Annotated in this window: 16 protein-coding genes; 11 read left to right on the top strand and 5 right to left on the bottom strand. The window is 43.1% G+C overall.

Translation table 11 applies throughout. From position 1 onward, the window contains the following. On the top strand, positions 1 to 531 hold a 531-nt coding region (locus tag KGY70_02535; GenBank protein MBS3774041.1), incomplete at its 5' end, for a transposase. 1,102 nt (positions 532 to 1,633) lie between these two features. Here KGY70_02535 and KGY70_02530 read toward each other — a convergent pair. Then, positions 1,634 to 2,923 (bottom strand): bifunctional folylpolyglutamate synthase/dihydrofolate synthase, encoded by a 1,290-nt coding sequence (locus KGY70_02530; protein ID MBS3774040.1) that lies wholly within the window; start codon positions 2,921 to 2,923, stop codon positions 1,634 to 1,636. 26 nt (positions 2,924 to 2,949) lie between these two features. Further along, complete coding sequence (locus KGY70_02525) at positions 2,950 to 3,459, bottom strand: nitroreductase family protein (protein ID MBS3774039.1); 510 nt, start codon at positions 3,457 to 3,459, stop codon at positions 2,950 to 2,952. Between the two features lie 96 nt (positions 3,460 to 3,555). On the opposite strand from KGY70_02525, the gene KGY70_02520 reads away from it, so the two are divergent. Together KGY70_02520 and KGY70_02515 are read left to right on the top strand one after the other, a co-directional pair. Further along, positions 3,556 to 4,878, top strand: coding sequence for a PhoH family protein (locus KGY70_02520; GenBank protein ID MBS3774038.1), 1,323 nt, complete (start codon positions 3,556 to 3,558; stop codon positions 4,876 to 4,878). Positions 4,879 to 4,896: 18 nt separating this feature from the next. Continuing rightward, positions 4,897 to 5,400, top strand: coding sequence for a histidine phosphatase family protein (locus tag KGY70_02515; protein ID MBS3774037.1), 504 nt, complete (start codon positions 4,897 to 4,899; stop codon positions 5,398 to 5,400). A gap of 123 nt (positions 5,401 to 5,523) precedes the next feature. Here the strand turns inward: KGY70_02515 and KGY70_02510 are convergent, their stop codons facing one another. Continuing rightward, positions 5,524 to 7,110 (bottom strand): calcineurin-like phosphoesterase family protein, encoded by a 1,587-nt coding sequence (locus KGY70_02510; GenBank protein ID MBS3774036.1) that lies wholly within the window; start codon positions 7,108 to 7,110, stop codon positions 5,524 to 5,526. 156 nt (positions 7,111 to 7,266) lie between these two features. Between KGY70_02510 and mtaB the strand changes: the two genes are divergently transcribed. The 5 genes from mtaB to KGY70_02485 all read left to right on the top strand — a co-directional run bounded on the left by mtaB (position 7,267) and on the right by KGY70_02485 (position 13,127). Continuing rightward, the gene (gene mtaB, locus KGY70_02505) at positions 7,267 to 8,559 is read left to right on the top strand and encodes a tRNA (N(6)-L-threonylcarbamoyladenosine(37)-C(2))-methylthiotransferase MtaB (protein ID MBS3774035.1); all 1,293 of its coding nucleotides are present in this window, start codon (positions 7,267 to 7,269) and stop codon (positions 8,557 to 8,559) included. Positions 8,560 to 8,652: 93 nt separating this feature from the next. Next, complete coding sequence (locus KGY70_02500; GenBank protein MBS3774034.1) at positions 8,653 to 9,453, top strand: inositol monophosphatase; 801 nt, start codon at positions 8,653 to 8,655, stop codon at positions 9,451 to 9,453. Positions 9,454 to 9,463: 10 nt separating this feature from the next. After that, positions 9,464 to 10,342, top strand: coding sequence for a lysophospholipid acyltransferase family protein (locus tag KGY70_02495; protein ID MBS3774033.1), 879 nt, complete (start codon positions 9,464 to 9,466; stop codon positions 10,340 to 10,342). 1,022 nt (positions 10,343 to 11,364) lie between these two features. Further along, positions 11,365 to 12,579 (top strand): PLP-dependent aminotransferase family protein, encoded by a 1,215-nt coding sequence (locus KGY70_02490; GenBank protein MBS3774032.1) that lies wholly within the window; start codon positions 11,365 to 11,367, stop codon positions 12,577 to 12,579. Next, a complete protein-coding gene (locus tag KGY70_02485; GenBank protein MBS3774031.1) occupies positions 12,576 to 13,127 on the top strand; it encodes a GNAT family N-acetyltransferase in 552 nt (183 codons plus the stop codon). Before KGY70_02490 ends, KGY70_02485 begins: the two co-directional genes overlap by 4 nt. 5 nt (positions 13,128 to 13,132) lie before the next feature. Here KGY70_02485 and KGY70_02480 read toward each other — a convergent pair whose 3' ends face one another. Continuing rightward, complete coding sequence (locus tag KGY70_02480; protein ID MBS3774030.1) at positions 13,133 to 13,585, bottom strand: type I restriction enzyme HsdR N-terminal domain-containing protein; 453 nt, start codon at positions 13,583 to 13,585, stop codon at positions 13,133 to 13,135. Positions 13,586 to 13,694: 109 nt separating this feature from the next. Between KGY70_02480 and holA the strand changes: the two genes are divergently transcribed. Genes holA through KGY70_02465 form a run of 3 tightly spaced genes read left to right on the top strand, consistent with a single transcriptional unit; the run spans position 13,695 to position 16,187 of the window. Beyond that, positions 13,695 to 14,696 carry a DNA polymerase III subunit delta gene (holA, locus tag KGY70_02475; protein ID MBS3774029.1) on the top strand — a complete coding sequence of 334 codons (1,002 nt, stop codon included), beginning with the start codon at positions 13,695 to 13,697 and terminating at the stop codon, positions 14,694 to 14,696. A 15-nt stretch (positions 14,697 to 14,711) separates the two neighbouring features. Beyond that, positions 14,712 to 15,326, top strand: a complete 615-nt coding sequence (locus KGY70_02470) for a rhomboid family intramembrane serine protease (GenBank protein ID MBS3774028.1) — start codon at positions 14,712 to 14,714, stop codon at positions 15,324 to 15,326. Between the two features lie 9 nt (positions 15,327 to 15,335). Further along, entirely contained in the window at positions 15,336 to 16,187 is an 852-nt protein-coding gene (locus KGY70_02465) for an aminotransferase class IV family protein (GenBank protein ID MBS3774027.1), read from the top strand. On the opposite strand, the gene KGY70_02460 is transcribed toward KGY70_02465, so the two are convergent. Next, a complete protein-coding gene (locus KGY70_02460; protein ID MBS3774026.1) occupies positions 16,184 to 16,771 on the bottom strand; it encodes a YqgE/AlgH family protein in 588 nt (195 codons plus the stop codon). The two genes, KGY70_02465 and KGY70_02460, sit on opposite strands and share 4 nt — an antisense overlap. Positions 16,772 to 16,892: the final 121 nt, after the last annotated feature.

The raw sequence follows: 16,892 nt of genomic DNA, 5'->3' as shown, positions 1-16,892 counted from the left end.
ACAACCACCATGGCCACCGATCATTTATTCAACAACAAATACCGAACCCAAACGATGCGTTTGCAGGGATGGGATTATTCATCATCCGGCTGTTATTTTATAACGGCTTGTACCAAAGATCATGAGATGTATTTCGGAAAAATACAAAATGGCGAAATGTATTTATCAGAACTGGGATATATTGCTGCCGGAAACTGGTTGGCCATGTTCAGGGTTTATCAGGTATTGATCATGGATACATGGATCATTATGCCCAATCATTTTCATTGTTTGATTGGAATTGATAACCCCGGTCGGTCTGTATACCAACCCAATGCATTCCAACGGATGGTAAAAAATTCCATTTCATCAGTTATCAATCATTTCAAAGGCAGGGTAACCAAATATGCCAAAAAGGAAAATCTACCGTTTGCATGGCAATCACGTTTCCATGATCATATGATTCATGACGAAGATGAATTTAAACGAATACAACAATACATCATTAACAACCCGAAAAATTGGGACCAGGATAAATTTTACAAAACATAAATCGATAATCCTTTCGCATGGCATCCCCATCCGTAGCCGCGTTTGTAGAGCCATGCATGTATGTAGAGCCACGCCGCGGCGTGGCTCTACGGATGTGCGTGATTCCAGGGATAGTGGGCGTGTCTCCAGGGACGTGCGTGATTCTACGGACAGGGGGCGTAGTTCTACATAACCGGATATTATACATCATAAAGGCAGGTTCCGGTATAGATTGGGGATGTTTTTAACCTGGTTCGGGGATGTTTTTTACTACCCTCACCTTCTTTTATATCTGACATGGGTAGGTTCGGAACTACCTCGACCTTGTTTTACACCTGGTTGGGTTAGGTTCAGAACAAAACCGGCCTTCCTTTTTATATATCATGGGGTTGCTCTGAACAAGTCCGGGGATGTTTTTAACCTGGTTGAGATAGGTTTTTTACTACCTCCACCTTCTTTTATACCTGGTAGGGGTAGGTACGGAACCTACCCCTACCTTCTTTTTTACCGGGTGAGGGTAGGTCTGGACCTACCCTTACCCGGTTTTTTACCTGGTGGGGGTAGGTTCGAAGCAAGGCTTGATTTCCTTTTTACCTGGTCAGGGTAGGTTCATAACATAGTCAGGGTAGGTTCGGAACATAGTCAAGGTAGGTTCGGAACTACCCTAACCTTGTATTTAACAAGGTAGGGGTACCTCGGGGATAAGGTCCACCTGCCAATCATACCGGTCTATTCTGTCTCCGGCTAGGCTTCATCTTTTCCAGGACGCAATGCATTGCCTCTCTACTGACCAGCATGGCGTCAATTCGTTACCATTCCAATTTGATCCAGAGGCTGCCAGGTTAATCATCGACATAACAACCAATGAGACATGCCATGGCATGTCTCTACAAAACGCGCCTCTATCTACCCTGCCCGTTTTCTCATTTTCTCATCTTCCCGTTTTCTCGTCTTCCCGTCTTCTCCTCTTCTCATTCCTTCGCCCTATCGTGCATTCGCGCCGTCGCGCCGTCGTGCCATCGCGCTATCTTGCCATCGTTCTTCCGTGCCGTCGTACTGTCGTGCCGTCGTGGTTTCGTGCCGTCGTGGAGACACGCCGCGGCGTGTCTCTACTGACCGCCAGTCAGATCACCTCACTCACCAGAAAGGTGCTGCCACCCACATAAATCAAATCATTGGGGCCGGCTTGCTGACGTGCTTCCTCCAAAGCCTGGGCAGAACGGGGGAAAGCATTTCCCATCAGACCGTACTCCCCGGCCTTTGCCTCCAGTTTCTTCTCGTTCAGCGCTCTGGGAATATCCGCTTTTGTAAAATAATAGCTTGCCGTTTTGGGGAACAGCGGCAGTATGGTATCCAGGTCCTTGTCGTTGACAAATCCCAGCACAAAATGCAGGTTTTGGATATCCATGGACTTCAGCTCCCGGAGGTTCCATTCCAGTCCTGCTTCGTTGTGGGCCGTATCGCAGATGATCAGAGGGGATTGCTGCAGGATATGCCATCGCCCCAAAAGGGAGGTATTTCGTTTTACATGGGCCAGTCCGTCCGTGATGCTTTTCCGGCTTAGACCATAATTAAGGGAATTAAGTATATCAATGGTCTTCAGGGCTGTTGCAAGGTTTTTGCTTTGGTAGCTTCCGGTGAGATCGGTCCGCAGCTTTTCAAACAGTACCTCCCCTGCCCTGCTTACCCGGTAAATGGCTTCTCCGGGTTTTTCTTTTGTCAGCGGTTCCACCCGGTATTCCTTATCGGCAAAACAAACGGGCGCGTTACATTCCTGTGCCCTATCTTTAAAAACAGGCGCCGTAGCAGATTGGTATTCTCCAATAACCACCGGTCTGGAAGGTTTGATAATCCCTGCCTTCTCACCGGCGATGGCTTCAAGGGTATCTCCCAAAAAACGGGTATGATCCAGACTGATATTTGTAATTACAGAAAGATCGGGATAAACAATATTGGTGGAATCCAGCCTGCCGCCCAGTCCCACCTCAACCACAGCAACATCTACCCTTTGCTCTTTAAAATATTGAAAAGCCATGGCCACGGCCATCTCAAAAAAGGAAGATTTGAGTGCTTCAAAACAATCCCCGTTTTCCCGAATAAAGTCCACCACAAAATCTTTTTCTATCATCCTCCCATTTACACGGATGCGCTCCCTGAAATCTTTCAGATGGGGCGAGGTATACAAGCCCGTCCGGTAGCCTGCCGTCTGTAAAACAGAGGCCAGGATATGGGAAACAGAACCTTTGCCGTTGGTCCCGCCTACATGAACGGTATTAAAAGATTGATGGGGATACCCGAAACGGGCATCCAACTGCTCGGTGGTTTCCATGTCGATCTTGTAGGTAGCCGATCCGTTCCGCTGAAACATGGGTATCTGGCGGTACATCCACTCCAGAATCTCTTCATAGGTCATATCTGCATTATTCAATAAGTAAATGATTACCACCGATTATAATGTATCCGCTCTTTTTTGAACCGTTCGGGCTGCTCTTTCTCTTCATCCGGATAACCAAGCGCAATAATGGAAAACGGCTGAATATGCTGCGGAAGGTTGAACAACTCTTTGATGCCCTGCTTTCTTTGCTCCCTGGGATGCAATCCGAGCCATACCGAGCCGATGCCTTTTGAATGAGCTGCAAGGAGGATATTTTGGGTGACAGCGGCACAATCCACCACCCAGTAGCCCGGACCGTGCTGCAATTTTTCATCGCCCAGTACCACTATGGCATATTGGGCATCCTTCAGCATCTTGGAATAGGGATGAATGTCCATGATCTGCTGAAAGATTTCCCGGTCATCGATGATGATAAAATGCCAGGGCTGACAGTTTACTGCTGAAGGCGCATACATTCCGGCCTTAACGATATCCTCCACTTCCCGGTATTCTATCTTGTCGGGTTTGTAAGCCCTGATGCTTCGCCTGGTTAACAATCCTTCATATAATTCCATAAAAAATATTTTTTATTTGTGGTTGAAAACTTCAGATTTTATTAACAATACAACATGTAAAATTTGCTACATTTATATGCAAAATTAAATTGTAATATGGCAGACTCCAAAAAAATTTTCGTTATTGATACCAATGTCATCCTTCATGATTTTCACTGTATTTATAATTTCCAGGAAAACGACATCGTACTGCCCATCGTGGTTCTGGAAGAACTGGATAAACTGAAAAAGGGAAACGACATCATCAATTTTCACGCAAGGGAGTTCACCAGGGAGCTGAACGATGTAACGGGCGACCAGCTTTTTAACGGTGGAATTTCTCTTGGAAAGGGACTCGGCAAACTCACGGTGGAAACCGGAAAGCCATTCTCCAACCACGTTACCGAATCCTTTCCTGAGAATACTCCCGATCACAGGATCCTTTCCATTACCGAACATGTGAAAAACAAAAACCAGGACAAAGAGGTCATACTGATCAGCAAAGACATCAACCTCAGGCTAAAAGCCAAATCCTTGGGGATAAACGCCCAGGATTACGAATCGGACAAAGTTACCAATATAGAACCATTGAACCGGAACATCGAAGTTCCAGAAAATGTCGATCCCGAACTGATCAACCGGTTATATAACGAAGAGCCAGGTATCCCGGCGGATGAATTTGGATTGGAGCCATTTGCCCATCAGTATTATATCTTTAAAAGCAATAAATCCAGTGCTTTGGCGCATTTTGATCCTTTTGAGAATCTGTTTAACAGAGTAGAGAAAAAAAGGATGTATGGCATCAGTCCGAGAAACGCCGAACAGACTTTTTCCATCGATGCCCTTTCCAGGCCCGAAGTTCAGCTAGTTGCGCTCACAGGCAAAGCCGGTACGGGAAAAACACTGCTGGCCCTGGCTACGGCGCTTCATCTTGAAAAACAGTTCCACCAGATTCTTCTGGCACGCCCCATTGTTCCCCTGGCTAACCGTGATCTGGGCTACCTGCCCGGAGATGTCAATGAGAAAATCTCCCCTTATATGACTCCCCTGTATGATAACCTGTCCGTGATCAAAAACAACTACAAGCCAAACAGCAGGGAATATAAGAAAATTGAGGAGATGCTGGAGAAAGAGAAGCTGGTGATCAGCCCGCTTGCATATATCAGGGGAAGAAGCCTTTCCAACGTCTACTTCATAGTGGACGAAGCCCAGAATCTGACACCCCATGAAATAAAAACCATCATCACCCGTGCGGGAGAAGGTACAAAGATGATCTTTACAGGGGATATACAACAAATCGATTCCCCTTATCTTGATATGAAATCCAACGGCTTGAGCTATCTGACGGATAAATTGCTTGGGCAGAATATTTTTGCCCACGTGAATCTCGTTAAAGGAGAGAGAAGTTACCTGGCAGAAATGGCCAGCAATCTATTGTAGAACCAAATAATTAATATTATGAGCAATCAAAAGCAGCTTTTTATCGTACGTCACGGAAAATCCTCCTGGAAATACGAAAGCATTGAAGATATAGACCGCCATTTGAAGGAAAAGGGCATCCAGGATGCCTACACCATGGCGAAACGGCTTAAAGATAAAAAGATTAAGCCCGATCTGATAATCAGTAGCCCGGCAGCACGGGCATTTCACACGGCAAGCATATTTGCCAGAACACTGGATTATTCGTCCGAGGATATTACAATTCGGGATCATTTTTATCCGGGAGATGACAGTGAAATCATCGACACAATCAAAGAACTGGATGAACATGTGAATTCGGTGATGATATTCGGGCACAACCCGGCTTTTACCGATACAGCAAACCATTTCCTTTCGGAAAAACTGGATAAACTGCCTACTTCCGGAATCGCCATGGTCTATTTTAATACGGATTCCTGGAAAGATACTGACAAAGACAATGTGGACCGGGTGGAAATTAATTATCCCAAAAAGAAAAAATAATCAACAAAAAGAAATTATTTAATTTCAGCTTGGATTGAGACGAGCCAGAAACGCTTAGTGTTCGTTGCGCATAATTTCAGGGTGAAATATTTTAATACATTTTTAGTCGAATTACATCCTCAGCTATTTAACGAACAGGAGTTGATTCCCCTCGTATTTCCACCATTTGTCCTCAGCTTTCACCTGTATCAGGTGCACACGGGGATCGGGTAAAACCTCAGGTTCGGCTACCCAGATATGTTCTGAATCATGGGCACCACCCAACTTTCGCCAGGGCACCTCATCAAGCTGCTCTTCCCGTTCCATAACTTTCAGCCTTTCCGGAGCCTTCTCCCGGCTCCTTTCCATATCGACCCATTCACCCTCATTTCCAATTCTCATTTGCACCTCCGCCGAAGGCAAAGCATTATAGATATTGGCAGTTACCTTTATTGTCTCAGTATCATCAGCAATCACAGATTCCGGGGCATGAATGTGCATCTGAAAATCCGCTGGCCTTCCGGCTGTCTTCCAACTTAATTTCCAGTCGTTCCCATCAATATGAAGCGTAGCATACCCGTTTGGTGTCCCATCCGACATCATGGCATGAGGTATTCCAAATTCACCGGGAGCACCTGACCACCATGAGCCGCAAACGGTTCCCACACTGATCATATGATGCGGTTCATTCCCCGGATATCCGTATTCATTGCCAATAAAATGGTGATAATGCCTGTGTGTATGGCCGGCCAGGGTAACACTTTTGGGGTGACTTGCCAGAAGGTCATAAAAAGCTTCTTTCTCACCATCATCCTGCCATCCCGTTGATCCTTCATAGGGTATATGAGCAAGTAGAACCAGCAACCGATCATTCTCCAGACGTTCAATCTCATTCCTTAAAAATTCCATCTGATCCTCACCCAGGCCGGTTCTGTAATAACGCTCGTCCTCCTCAACGATCCATCTTACATCATCGAGCACAATGAAATGGGCAGGACCATAGCTGAATGAATAGTAAGACGGTCCAAAGGTTCTGTACCAAGCACCGCGGGCATCTGTGTTGTTGTTGCCTGAAAAATCAATATCGTGATTACCCGTAAGATATTTCCAGGGAATGCCAATGGTTGAAATGCTGGATGTTAAATGATCAAACAGGTTGAGATCATCAAATACCACATCGCCAAGCGTTACACCAAAGGCTGCATCTGTGTCTGTCAATTCAGAGAGTACATCCCGTTCAATATATCCAATTTCCTTGTGATCCCGGGGCTGGGTGTCGCCAAAAACAAGAACATCAAAATCATCCGGCTCTTCAGCAGGATAAAGCGGGAAATTAACCGATTCGGGCAATGGCCCTGTAGGGGACAAACCTTCAAAATCTTCGCCGGATGCACCTTCTGTGCTATGCATATAGTAAAAACGGGGCATTTGATTTTCGTCTACCGGTAACCGCCAGTTGCGGGGTTTAATAACGAATACGGGCGAATTCTCTATAACCGGCAGCTCATAAACACCATCACTGTTTGTAACTACCACATCACGTCCATTGGAAACGGCAATACCCTCAAGGGGTTCGTCCCCGGAAGGATCAAAGGAGCCGTTTTCTGTTTTGTCATGATAAACGATCCCTTTAACGGTCGATCCGGTTTGTGCATAAAGGGTTGAATTGTTTTGCAAACCTGGGAGCAGGAAAAAAACTGCCGCGATAGAAATAAATAAAACTTGTCTCATAGCTTTGATTTTTTAAAGTTGAATTTTCTTATGTCAGGGTGATACTATATCCTGTTTATTAGTAACATATTTTTTAGAGAAAGATAAAATAAAACGTAAATGTAGATTATATTGTTTAATTTTGTGCCCCTGGTAAAAAAAATTAATTTAAATTTAATGCGGGTGGCCTTTCATACACTGGGATGCAAACTGAACTTTGCGGAAACTTCCACACTGGCCGGGAAATTCCTGGACCAGGGATATGAACGTGTAGATTTCAATGAAGAAGCCGATGTTTATGTGATCAACACCTGTTCCGTAACCAGTAAGGCCGACAGAAAAAGCAAAGAGGCCATTAAAAAGGCAAGGAACCAGAATCCGGAGGCTAAAATTGTTGTAGCAGGCTGTTATGCCCAGCTTCAATCTGAAAAAATAGCCGGCATAGAAGGAGTGGACATAATTCTGGGAAGCAATGAAAAATTCCGTATTCTTGAATATCTTAAAAATCATGAATCACAAGAACAGCCGGAAATCCACACGTGTGCCCTGGACAACGCTGTAAAATATTATCCCTCCTTTTCCTTGGGCGACCGAACCCGCTCGTTTCTGAAAATACAGGATGGATGCGATTATGCATGCTCTTACTGTACGGTGCCGCTGGCAAGAGGTAAAAGCCGGAATCAAAGCATCGGGAGCATCCTGGACGAAGCCCGCTGCATAGCCGGGTCCGGCATCAAGGAGGTGGTGCTTACAGGTGTGAATATTGGAGATTTTGGCAAATCCACCGGCGAATCCTTTTATGATCTGATCAATCAACTGGAAAAGATTGAGGGGATCGATAGATTCCGCATCTCTTCCATTGAGCCCAATCTGCTGAATGATGAAATCATCCGCTTTGTTGCCCGATCAGAAAAGTTCCTGCCTCATTTTCATATTCCTTTGCAATCCGGATGCAACGAGATCCTTGGCAAGATGAAAAGACGATACAGGCGGGAGCTTTTCGAAGACAGGATAGCACAAATCAAAAAGCACATTCCCGGTGCCTTTATTGGAGTTGATGTGATCGTGGGCTTCCCGGGAGAAGACAGGGATAAATTCAGAGAAACCTTTCAATTCCTCGAAAATCTGGATGCCAGCTATTATCACGTATTCTCCTATTCTCAGAGACCCGGTACTTCAGCTGCCGAAATGAGCGGACAGGTACCGGGCAATGAAATAAAACACAGAAGCAGAGAAATTCAGCAACTGGCAGAGGAAAAAAAACAAAAGTTCTACAGACAACATCTGGGGGAAAAGAGAAAAGTGCTGTTCGAAAACACAAGCGACAATGGCAGCATAACAGGTTTCACAGATAATTATATCAAGGTGGAAGCGGATGGTAACGAGAACCTTCACGGGAAAATCAGGAATACGGTTCTAAAAAAGATTAATAATCAAGGCAATGTAACAGGAAAGATCATTCCGGTATAACTTTATGACCGAGGAATTGTCTTATATTCATAAATTTTTAATAACATTGGCTTCCCATTATACAACAATAACAAAGAATTGAAAATACAACATATGGATCTTGAAAAACTAACGGAAGAAGTTAAGGATTTATCGGAAGAAGCAGGAAAATTTATCATGAATGAGCGGCATAAACTTTCTTCTGACAATATAGAATCAAAAGGTCATAATGATTTTGTAACCTATGTGGATAAAACGTCAGAAGAAAAGCTTGTCAGGGGATTGGATGAAATTCTCCCGGAAGCGGGATTTATTGTGGAAGAGAACACCACACAGAAAAAGGGAGAGCGGTATAACTGGATTATCGACCCGCTGGACGGGACCACCAATTACATTCACGGAATAAAACCCTTCTCCATCAGCATTGCATTGGAAAAGGATGAAGAGATCATACTGGGTTTGGTCAATGAACTGGGAAGCAATGAAATATTTACTGCCTGGACGGACAGCCCGGCTTATCTGAACGGAGTTCCAATAAAGGTTTCCAGCACCGCTACACTTGAGGAGAGCATTGTGGCTACCGGGTTTCCGTTCAAAAATTTCAACAGGCTGGACTCTTATATGGCACTTTTAACACATTTTATGCGCAATTCGCATGGCATCAGAAGATTTGGTTCAGCAGCCGCCGACCTTTGCTATACAGCCAGCGGAAGATTTGAAGCATTCTTTGAATACAGCCTCAAACCATGGGATGTGGCAGCGGGATCCTTCATTCTGAAACAGGCCGGCGGGAAAGTTTCGGATTTCAACGGTGGAAACGGTTACCTTTTCAACCAGGAAATACTGGCGGCCAACAGCAATGTTTTCAACCGGATTCTTGAAGACATAAAGCGTTACATGATCGACAACAAGTAATCAATGGTTGATGAAGCATCCGGGATTCATACTTTTTGATGCCTTTAGCCGGTTTCTCTCCATGTTGCCCAAACGGGCGATGTATTCATTTGCCGATCTACTTTTCCTCGTGGGGTATTACCTTCTTGGCTACAGGAAAAAGGTGGTATATGAAAACCTCCGCAATGCTTTTCCGGAAAAATCATACAAAGAAATCAGGAAAACAGCCAAAAGATTCTACAAACACCTGAGCGATGTGATGATTGAGGATGTAGCCATGCTTCATATGAGCCCCAAAAGGCTCAATCAATTTGTCAGTGTGAAAGATCTGGACTTGTTGGATGCGCTTTATCAACGCAATAAAAATGTCATGGGTATTCTCGGGCATTACGGGAACTGGGAATTACTGACCACCATTCCGCTTCATACCTCATACACCATATTAACCGTATATAAGCCGCTTAAAAACCAATTTTTCGACAGAAAAATATATGAGATGCGCAGGCGATTTGATGAAATTCCCATACCCATGCGGCAAGCCTACAAATCCATAGCGCGTTATCAAAAGAAGGGTCAGCCCTATATTGTGGGCATGGTAGCCGATCAGAGCCCGCCAAAAAGCGGCAGGAATTACCGAACCACCTTTCTTAACCAGGAGACTTTATTTTTTTTGGGATCTGAAAAAATCGCCAGAAAGTTCAACCACACCGTAATATTTCCGGCAGTAAAAAAGATAAAAAGGGGTTCCTATGAAATTCGCTCCCGTCTGTTGATTGAAAATGCCGCAGAAACCAAAGAAACTGAAATCACCGAAAAATATGTAAGAGCGCTGGAAGACCTCATCCGGGAAAAACCGGAGTACTGGCTGTGGTCGCACAGGCGGTGGAAACACACAAAGAACAATGGTTGAATGCCTGTCCGCCCACAGGTGGAATTGGTTGATTGAATTGGAAGATAAAGGAACGCTTTAGCCTGCATTATTCAAAAACTTTCCCGCTGGTTAGCGGGAAAGTTTTTGAATGTGGGATGGTTTGTGGGATGGATGCAGGCCCGCCTGCGCTAGCTTCGGTGGGCAGGCAACCCCGCATTAGAAAAACCGGATTTTTGCGAAATTTATTGAAGCAAAAAGCCAGGTTTTTCAATAGCGTCAGAAACCCGCATCCACTAAGTTTTGCCACAAGAAAATAATTAACATGCGGGTTCAATGGGGATTGATCTGAATTACTCAAGTTGTGCAGTTATATTATATTGTATTACAGAATTTTAATAAACTTGAACAAGAATTAATTATTCAAGAATAATTCGGGTTAGATGATTACATTGTTGAATAAAGGCAAAGGCTAAGGCTAAGGCTAAGGCTAAGAAAAGAACGTCTGCGGTAGATTGGATAATTGCTAAATGATTACATTGTCAAATTGTTAATTATAAGCACAAGAATTAGAATATTCTGGCAAATTTTGCCAACTGCCCATTGCTCCCGCCGATATAGGCGGGACCAACTTGTTAAAAGAAGGCTGAGGCAAAGGCTGAGGAGAAGGCTAAGAGCAGATAAGACAAGATTGCCGGTCAACTGAGGGTTGGTTACATTATACCATTATTAGACAGAAGCTAAGGGTGAGACTAATAGTTAGTTAGTGTTTAGCCATAAAATCAAAGAGATTCGAAAGAGTCTCGTCTAGAATGTTCGCTGGCAAGGCTTGCGAGTTTTGAATGCCAGGAGTCCGGCGGCTGCCGGATGACTGGCATGAAAAACGAGCGTAACGCAGCCAGCTGATATTATAGACAGACTCTAATTAGAATCTGCTGCCAATAACAATATGTTATAAAACAGGCCTTTAACAAGGGATTTTTTGGCTATTAATGACCTCTCGAACCCGAATTTTTTGTATCTTTAGAAAAATTCCCAAAGGTACAAACCATAGGAGGTTGCTTATGATATCCGATCTGGAACACATTTTTTCGGACAGCACCAAAAACATGAAAAGATCTGCCATCCGGGAAATACTCAAGTTTTTGCAGAAACCCGAAATCATCTCATTTGGAGGAGGTCTGCCTGCTCCTGAATCCTTCCCCGTAAAAGAACTTAAACAAATCTTCAATGAACTGATGGACGAAGAAGGCCCCGAAGCCCTTCAATACGGAGCTACCGAAGGAGTCCAGGAATTAAGGAAAATTCTTATGGAACGTTACCAAAAAGAAGGGCTTAACATAGGCATTGACAACCTTGCCATAACCACCTCATCCCAGCAGGCATTGTACATACTGGGCAAAATCTTTCTGGACAAGGGCGATAAAGTAGTTTGCGGATTGCCTTCCTATCTGGGTGGCATCAGCGCATTTCGCACTTTCGGTGCCGATATGCATGGCATCAGAACCGATGAAAAAGGAATGCGAAGCGATCACCTTGAAGAGAAACTTAAGGAGTTCAGGAAACAGGGGACCAAACCAAAATTCATCTATGTGATTCCCGATTTTCAAAACCCCACGGGAATTACCATGCCGGAATCCCGGAGAAAGGAAATCATTAATCTTGCCCGGGAATATGATGTGCTTATTGTTGAAGACAATCCTTACCGCGAAATCCGGTTTGAAGGTGAACCCCAAAGAACCATATTCGAGCTGGATAATAGCTGGCAGGTGATCACACTGGGCAGCCTTTCCAAAACATTCTCGCCCGGACTTCGGCTAGGTTGGGCAATCGGGGATAAGAACATTATCGATCAAATGGTCGTCGCCAAACAATCTCTCGATCTGTGCACGCCCACCTTAACACAAAAATTGGCAGCCCGATACATTAAGGAAGGATACCTCGATGAACATCTGAAAAAAACCACCCGACAGTACAAAAGAAAACGGGATAATATGATTGAAGCCTTCAGAAAATATATGCCTGAAGGCGTAACATGGAACGAACCGCACGGTGGTTTGTTTTTGTTCCTATATTTGCCTGAATATATGGATTCCCAAAAACTATTTTATACGGCAATAAAAAAAGAAGTTGCCTTCGTTATGGGAGATGTATTCCATTGTGATGGTTCAGGCAAAAATACCTTGCGTATCAATTTCTCTTATGTTGATGAGGAAAGGGCTACAGAAGGAATAAAACGACTGGCCCATGCCATTAAAGAAGAAATGAAAACCCAATGACCGTGGATATACTGGAGGAAAGAGACATCAAACTCAGGGCTATAGAGCCCTCCGACGCTGACCTGATATACCGGTGGGAGAATGATTCATCTGTATGGCATGCAGGAAATACCATTGAACCTTTTTCCCGGCATATAATCAATCAATACGTTCAAACGGCGCATCTCGATCTGTTTCAAACCAAACAGCTAAGGTTGATGATCGACTTGAAATCCGGCATGGGAGAATCTGCAGAAACCATTGGAAGTGTCGATCTATTTGAAATTGACAGCTATCATCAGAAGGCAGGAATCGGCATATTGATACACAAGGAAAAAAACAGGAACAAGGGATATGCCGGTCAGGCCCTTGATGTCATGATAAAGTACGCCTTCGGGGTGCTTTTGCTTCATCAGCTTTACTGCAATATAGACGAAGACAACGAACCAAGCCTTAACCTGTTCAGGAAAAAAGGCTTTCAGGTTACAGGTAATAAAAAGGACTGGATTCGCACGAAAAACGGATGGAAAAACGAATTGTTCCTGCAACTGATCAATCCGGAGCATTAATGGCTTTAATTGATTTCCCGGAAGTCAGGAATATCTTTCAAAAAAGCATACTTTCCTTCCTCAAAATCGACCCGGCAGCAATAATGGTTTATCCCATTGGTAACAACAAGATATTCTACCCTAAGCTGCATGTTGTAACGGGCAATCTGGTCAAAATGATCCTGTTTGAGCTTCACTTCGGGAGCCTTACATTCTACAATTAAGGCCGGTTGCATCATTCTGTTGTATACCACAACATCTGCCCTGTAAGACAACCGGTTATACTCCAGGGTCATCTCAATGGCAATAAGCTGAGAAGAATAATGCTTTGCCTGAACAAGATACCGGACAAAATTTTGTCGTACCCATTCTTCGGGTGTTAACAAAACAAACTTTTTCCTTATGGTATCAAAAATGTATTTTTTTTGTTCCTTTGATTTAATTTTGAAGAAATATTGGGGCAAGTTAAGTTGCTTCATAAACACATGGTAATTTCCATTGTATAAAGATAGCTAATAAATAAATGATTGCCATGAAATCCAAATAAAGGTTTAAAAAACCGAGGTTGAGCAAAGACAAATAAAGCCTATGGAGTACAATCAAATACTGGATGAACTCAAGAACAAAATCTACAGACCTGTTTATCTTTTTCACGGGGAGGAACCGTATTTTATTGATAAATTAACCCAGTTCATTCAGGATAACGTACTTTCAGAATCGGAAAAATCGTTCAATCAAACCATTCTTTACGGAAAGGACACGGATGCCGGAACAGTGATCAATACAGCCAAGCGGTATCCCATGATGTCAAGTCATCAGGTAGTCATTTTAAAGGAGGCCCAGACGATGAAGGAGATCAACGACCTGTACTACTATCTGGAGAAGCCTCAAAAATCAACCATACTGGTTATTAGTCATAAATACAAAACATTAGACAAAAGAACCAAGTTATTCAAATCCCTTCAAAAAAACGGTGTTGTATTTGAATCAAAGAAAATACCGGATTACAGGATTCCCGAATGGATCGCGAAATACCTGGAACATCACAAAAAAAGCATAAATAACGATGCAGCCATGCTGATAACGGAATATCTGGGAAATGATCTGAACAAAGTCGCTCATGAGCTTGACAAACTCCTCTTAACACTGCCGGAAAAGGAAACCACCATTACCACCAACCATGTAGAAACCAATATAGGAATAAGCAAAGATTACAATCCTTTTGAATTAAACAAGGCACTGGCTGAAAAAGATGTATTAAAGGCAAACCGTATTATCCTGCATTTTGGCAAAAATCCCAATGAATATCCCATACCGCTGATCATAGGATCACTTTACTTTTTCTTTTCCAAACTGTTGGGTTATCACTTTTTAACAAACAAAAACAAAAAACAGGTTGCATCTACCCTGAAAGTCTATCCAAATATGACCTGGCAATATGAAAAAGCAGCCAAAAAATATAACTATCAAAAGGTTGCAAGAATCATCTCTTATCTGAGAGAATACGACCTGAAATCAAAAGGTTTAAACAATGTAAGTGCCACACAGGGCGAATTGCTAAAAGAATTGATATTTAAAATCCTTCACTAAATAATTTGAAAGCGTATGATCACTCCCATTATTATAGCCATAACAGTTGGAATTTCGATTCTGGCTTTTCAAAAAGACAATATTTTTGAGCGCCTGCAATTGAATCCCTATCTCATTCACCACAGAAATCAGTTTCACAGGATCGTCACCCATGGATTTCTTCATGCCGACTGGATCCATCTGCTGGTGAATATGATTGTACTTTTCTCATTCGGAAGCGCCGTGGAAAACCGGTTTGAGATTCTGGAGAGCAAAGGCATGCTCGGCAATTCAACCCTTCACTTTTTGATGCTATACTTTATTGGCATGATGATATCCACCATTTCAACCATCAGAAAATATAAAGACAATTACAACTACAACGCCATCGGTGCTTCCGGAGCAGTTTCTGCAGTTGTTTTTGCATTTATTCTCTTTTCACCACGGAACACGCTTTTGCTGATGGGAATCATTCCCATTCCGGCCATTGTTTTTGGTGTGCTATATCTTGTTTATAGTCAGTATATGCGCAAAAAAAGTGGCGGTAACGTAAATCATGACGCCCACTTTATCGGGGCGATATTCGGATTCATTTATCCCATTTTGCTGGAACCAAGTTTAATAAGATATTTCTTCAGTCAAGTGTTCTAACAATAGATTATGGATCAATACATCAACCTGAACGGTCAATACCTTGATGCGAAAGAACCCGTATTCTCCGCCGGTAACAGGGGATTCAGGTATGGAGATGCCTTGTATGAAGTGATGCATGCCAACGGTACCACCCTACAGTTTTTTCAGGACCACATGGAACGGCTCATAAAAAACATGAATTACCTGAACATGGAAATTCCTCCTCCTATCAGCAACCATCGCATTCAACAGGAGATCGTTAAGCTGCTGAACAAAAACAAACACCTCAAAGGGGCGAAGGCAAGGGTTACAGTATTCAGGAATGGCGGAGGACAGTACACCCCCAATACCAATTCCTGTTCTTACTTCATTGAAAGCGAAAAACTGGAAACCGATATCTATACATTAAACAAAAAAGGACTGATCGTCGATGTTTTCCAGAATCTGAAAAAGCCCATTACGCCGCTTTCCAATCTTAATAGCACAGATGCCTTGTTTTATATACTGGCAGGGAATTTCAAGAGAGAACATGATCTGGATGATTGCCTTCTGGTCAACCAAAACAATGAAATAATTGAAGCTCCCGGCTCGAACATTTTTCTGGTCAGAAAAAATGTGGTCAAAACACCGCCTTTAAAATCAGGCTGTAAGGAAGGAATTATCAGGAAGCACATTTTTGATTTTGCCCATCATCTTGGATATAAGATGTCCCGTCAACATCCGGTGTCATTTGAAGACCTCACGGATGCCGATGAGATGTTTCTGACCAATAGCATTGACGGAATTCAATGGGTAGGAGGAATAAGGCAAAAAAGGTATTTTAAAAATACTGCTAAAAAAATGGCAAACCTGCTCAATGAAAAAACCCGCATCGATTAGTTGAGGGTGGGATTTTCAGGGCAATTGGTCCAGCTTTTATAATGACTGCCGAGACTCCGAAGTATTTTTTCCCACATATTTTCATCGGGCTTCATGATTTTTGAACCATCCACTTCAGACACCAGCCATGCATTATTTTCTATTTCTCCTTCCAGTTGTTGAGGGTTCCAACCTGAATACCCCAGGAAAAAGCGGATTTGTGAGGGTTGTATTAACCCTTCCCTGATGTATTCCTTCACCTGCTCAAAATCCCCGCCCCAATAGATGCCATCCTTAACTTGAACCGAGTTGGGTATAAGTTCTCCCAAGGTATGAATATAGTGTACCGTATCTTTACCCACCGGGCCGCCAACATACAAAGTGGTATCAAAAGAGGGAAAATCCTCGATAACCTCGGTGATGGATATATCAATGGGCTTATTCAATACGAATCCTACAGATCCGTTTTCAGAATGTTCTGTAAGCAGCACCACAGAACGCTTAAAATAGGAGTCATTGAGCAATGGCTCTGAGATCAATATACGGCCCCGTGCGGGCGTCATATTATCGTTTTCTACTCTGAAAAAATCATAATGAATCTGCATAGTACAAAAATTTAACACCTATCAAATTACAACAATTTTTGCTTCATTTCAAAAATTAAATTTTTAAATTATGTTAATAACGAAATAAATTATTTTAATTACATTCGATGCTTATTCAAAA

Source organism: Bacteroidales bacterium (genome assembly GCA_018334875.1).
Lineage (GTDB): Bacteria > Bacteroidota > Bacteroidia > Bacteroidales > UBA12077 > JAGXLC01.
The sequence above is the reverse complement of the archived record's forward strand: the minus strand, read 5'-3'. Positions and strand labels throughout refer to the sequence as shown.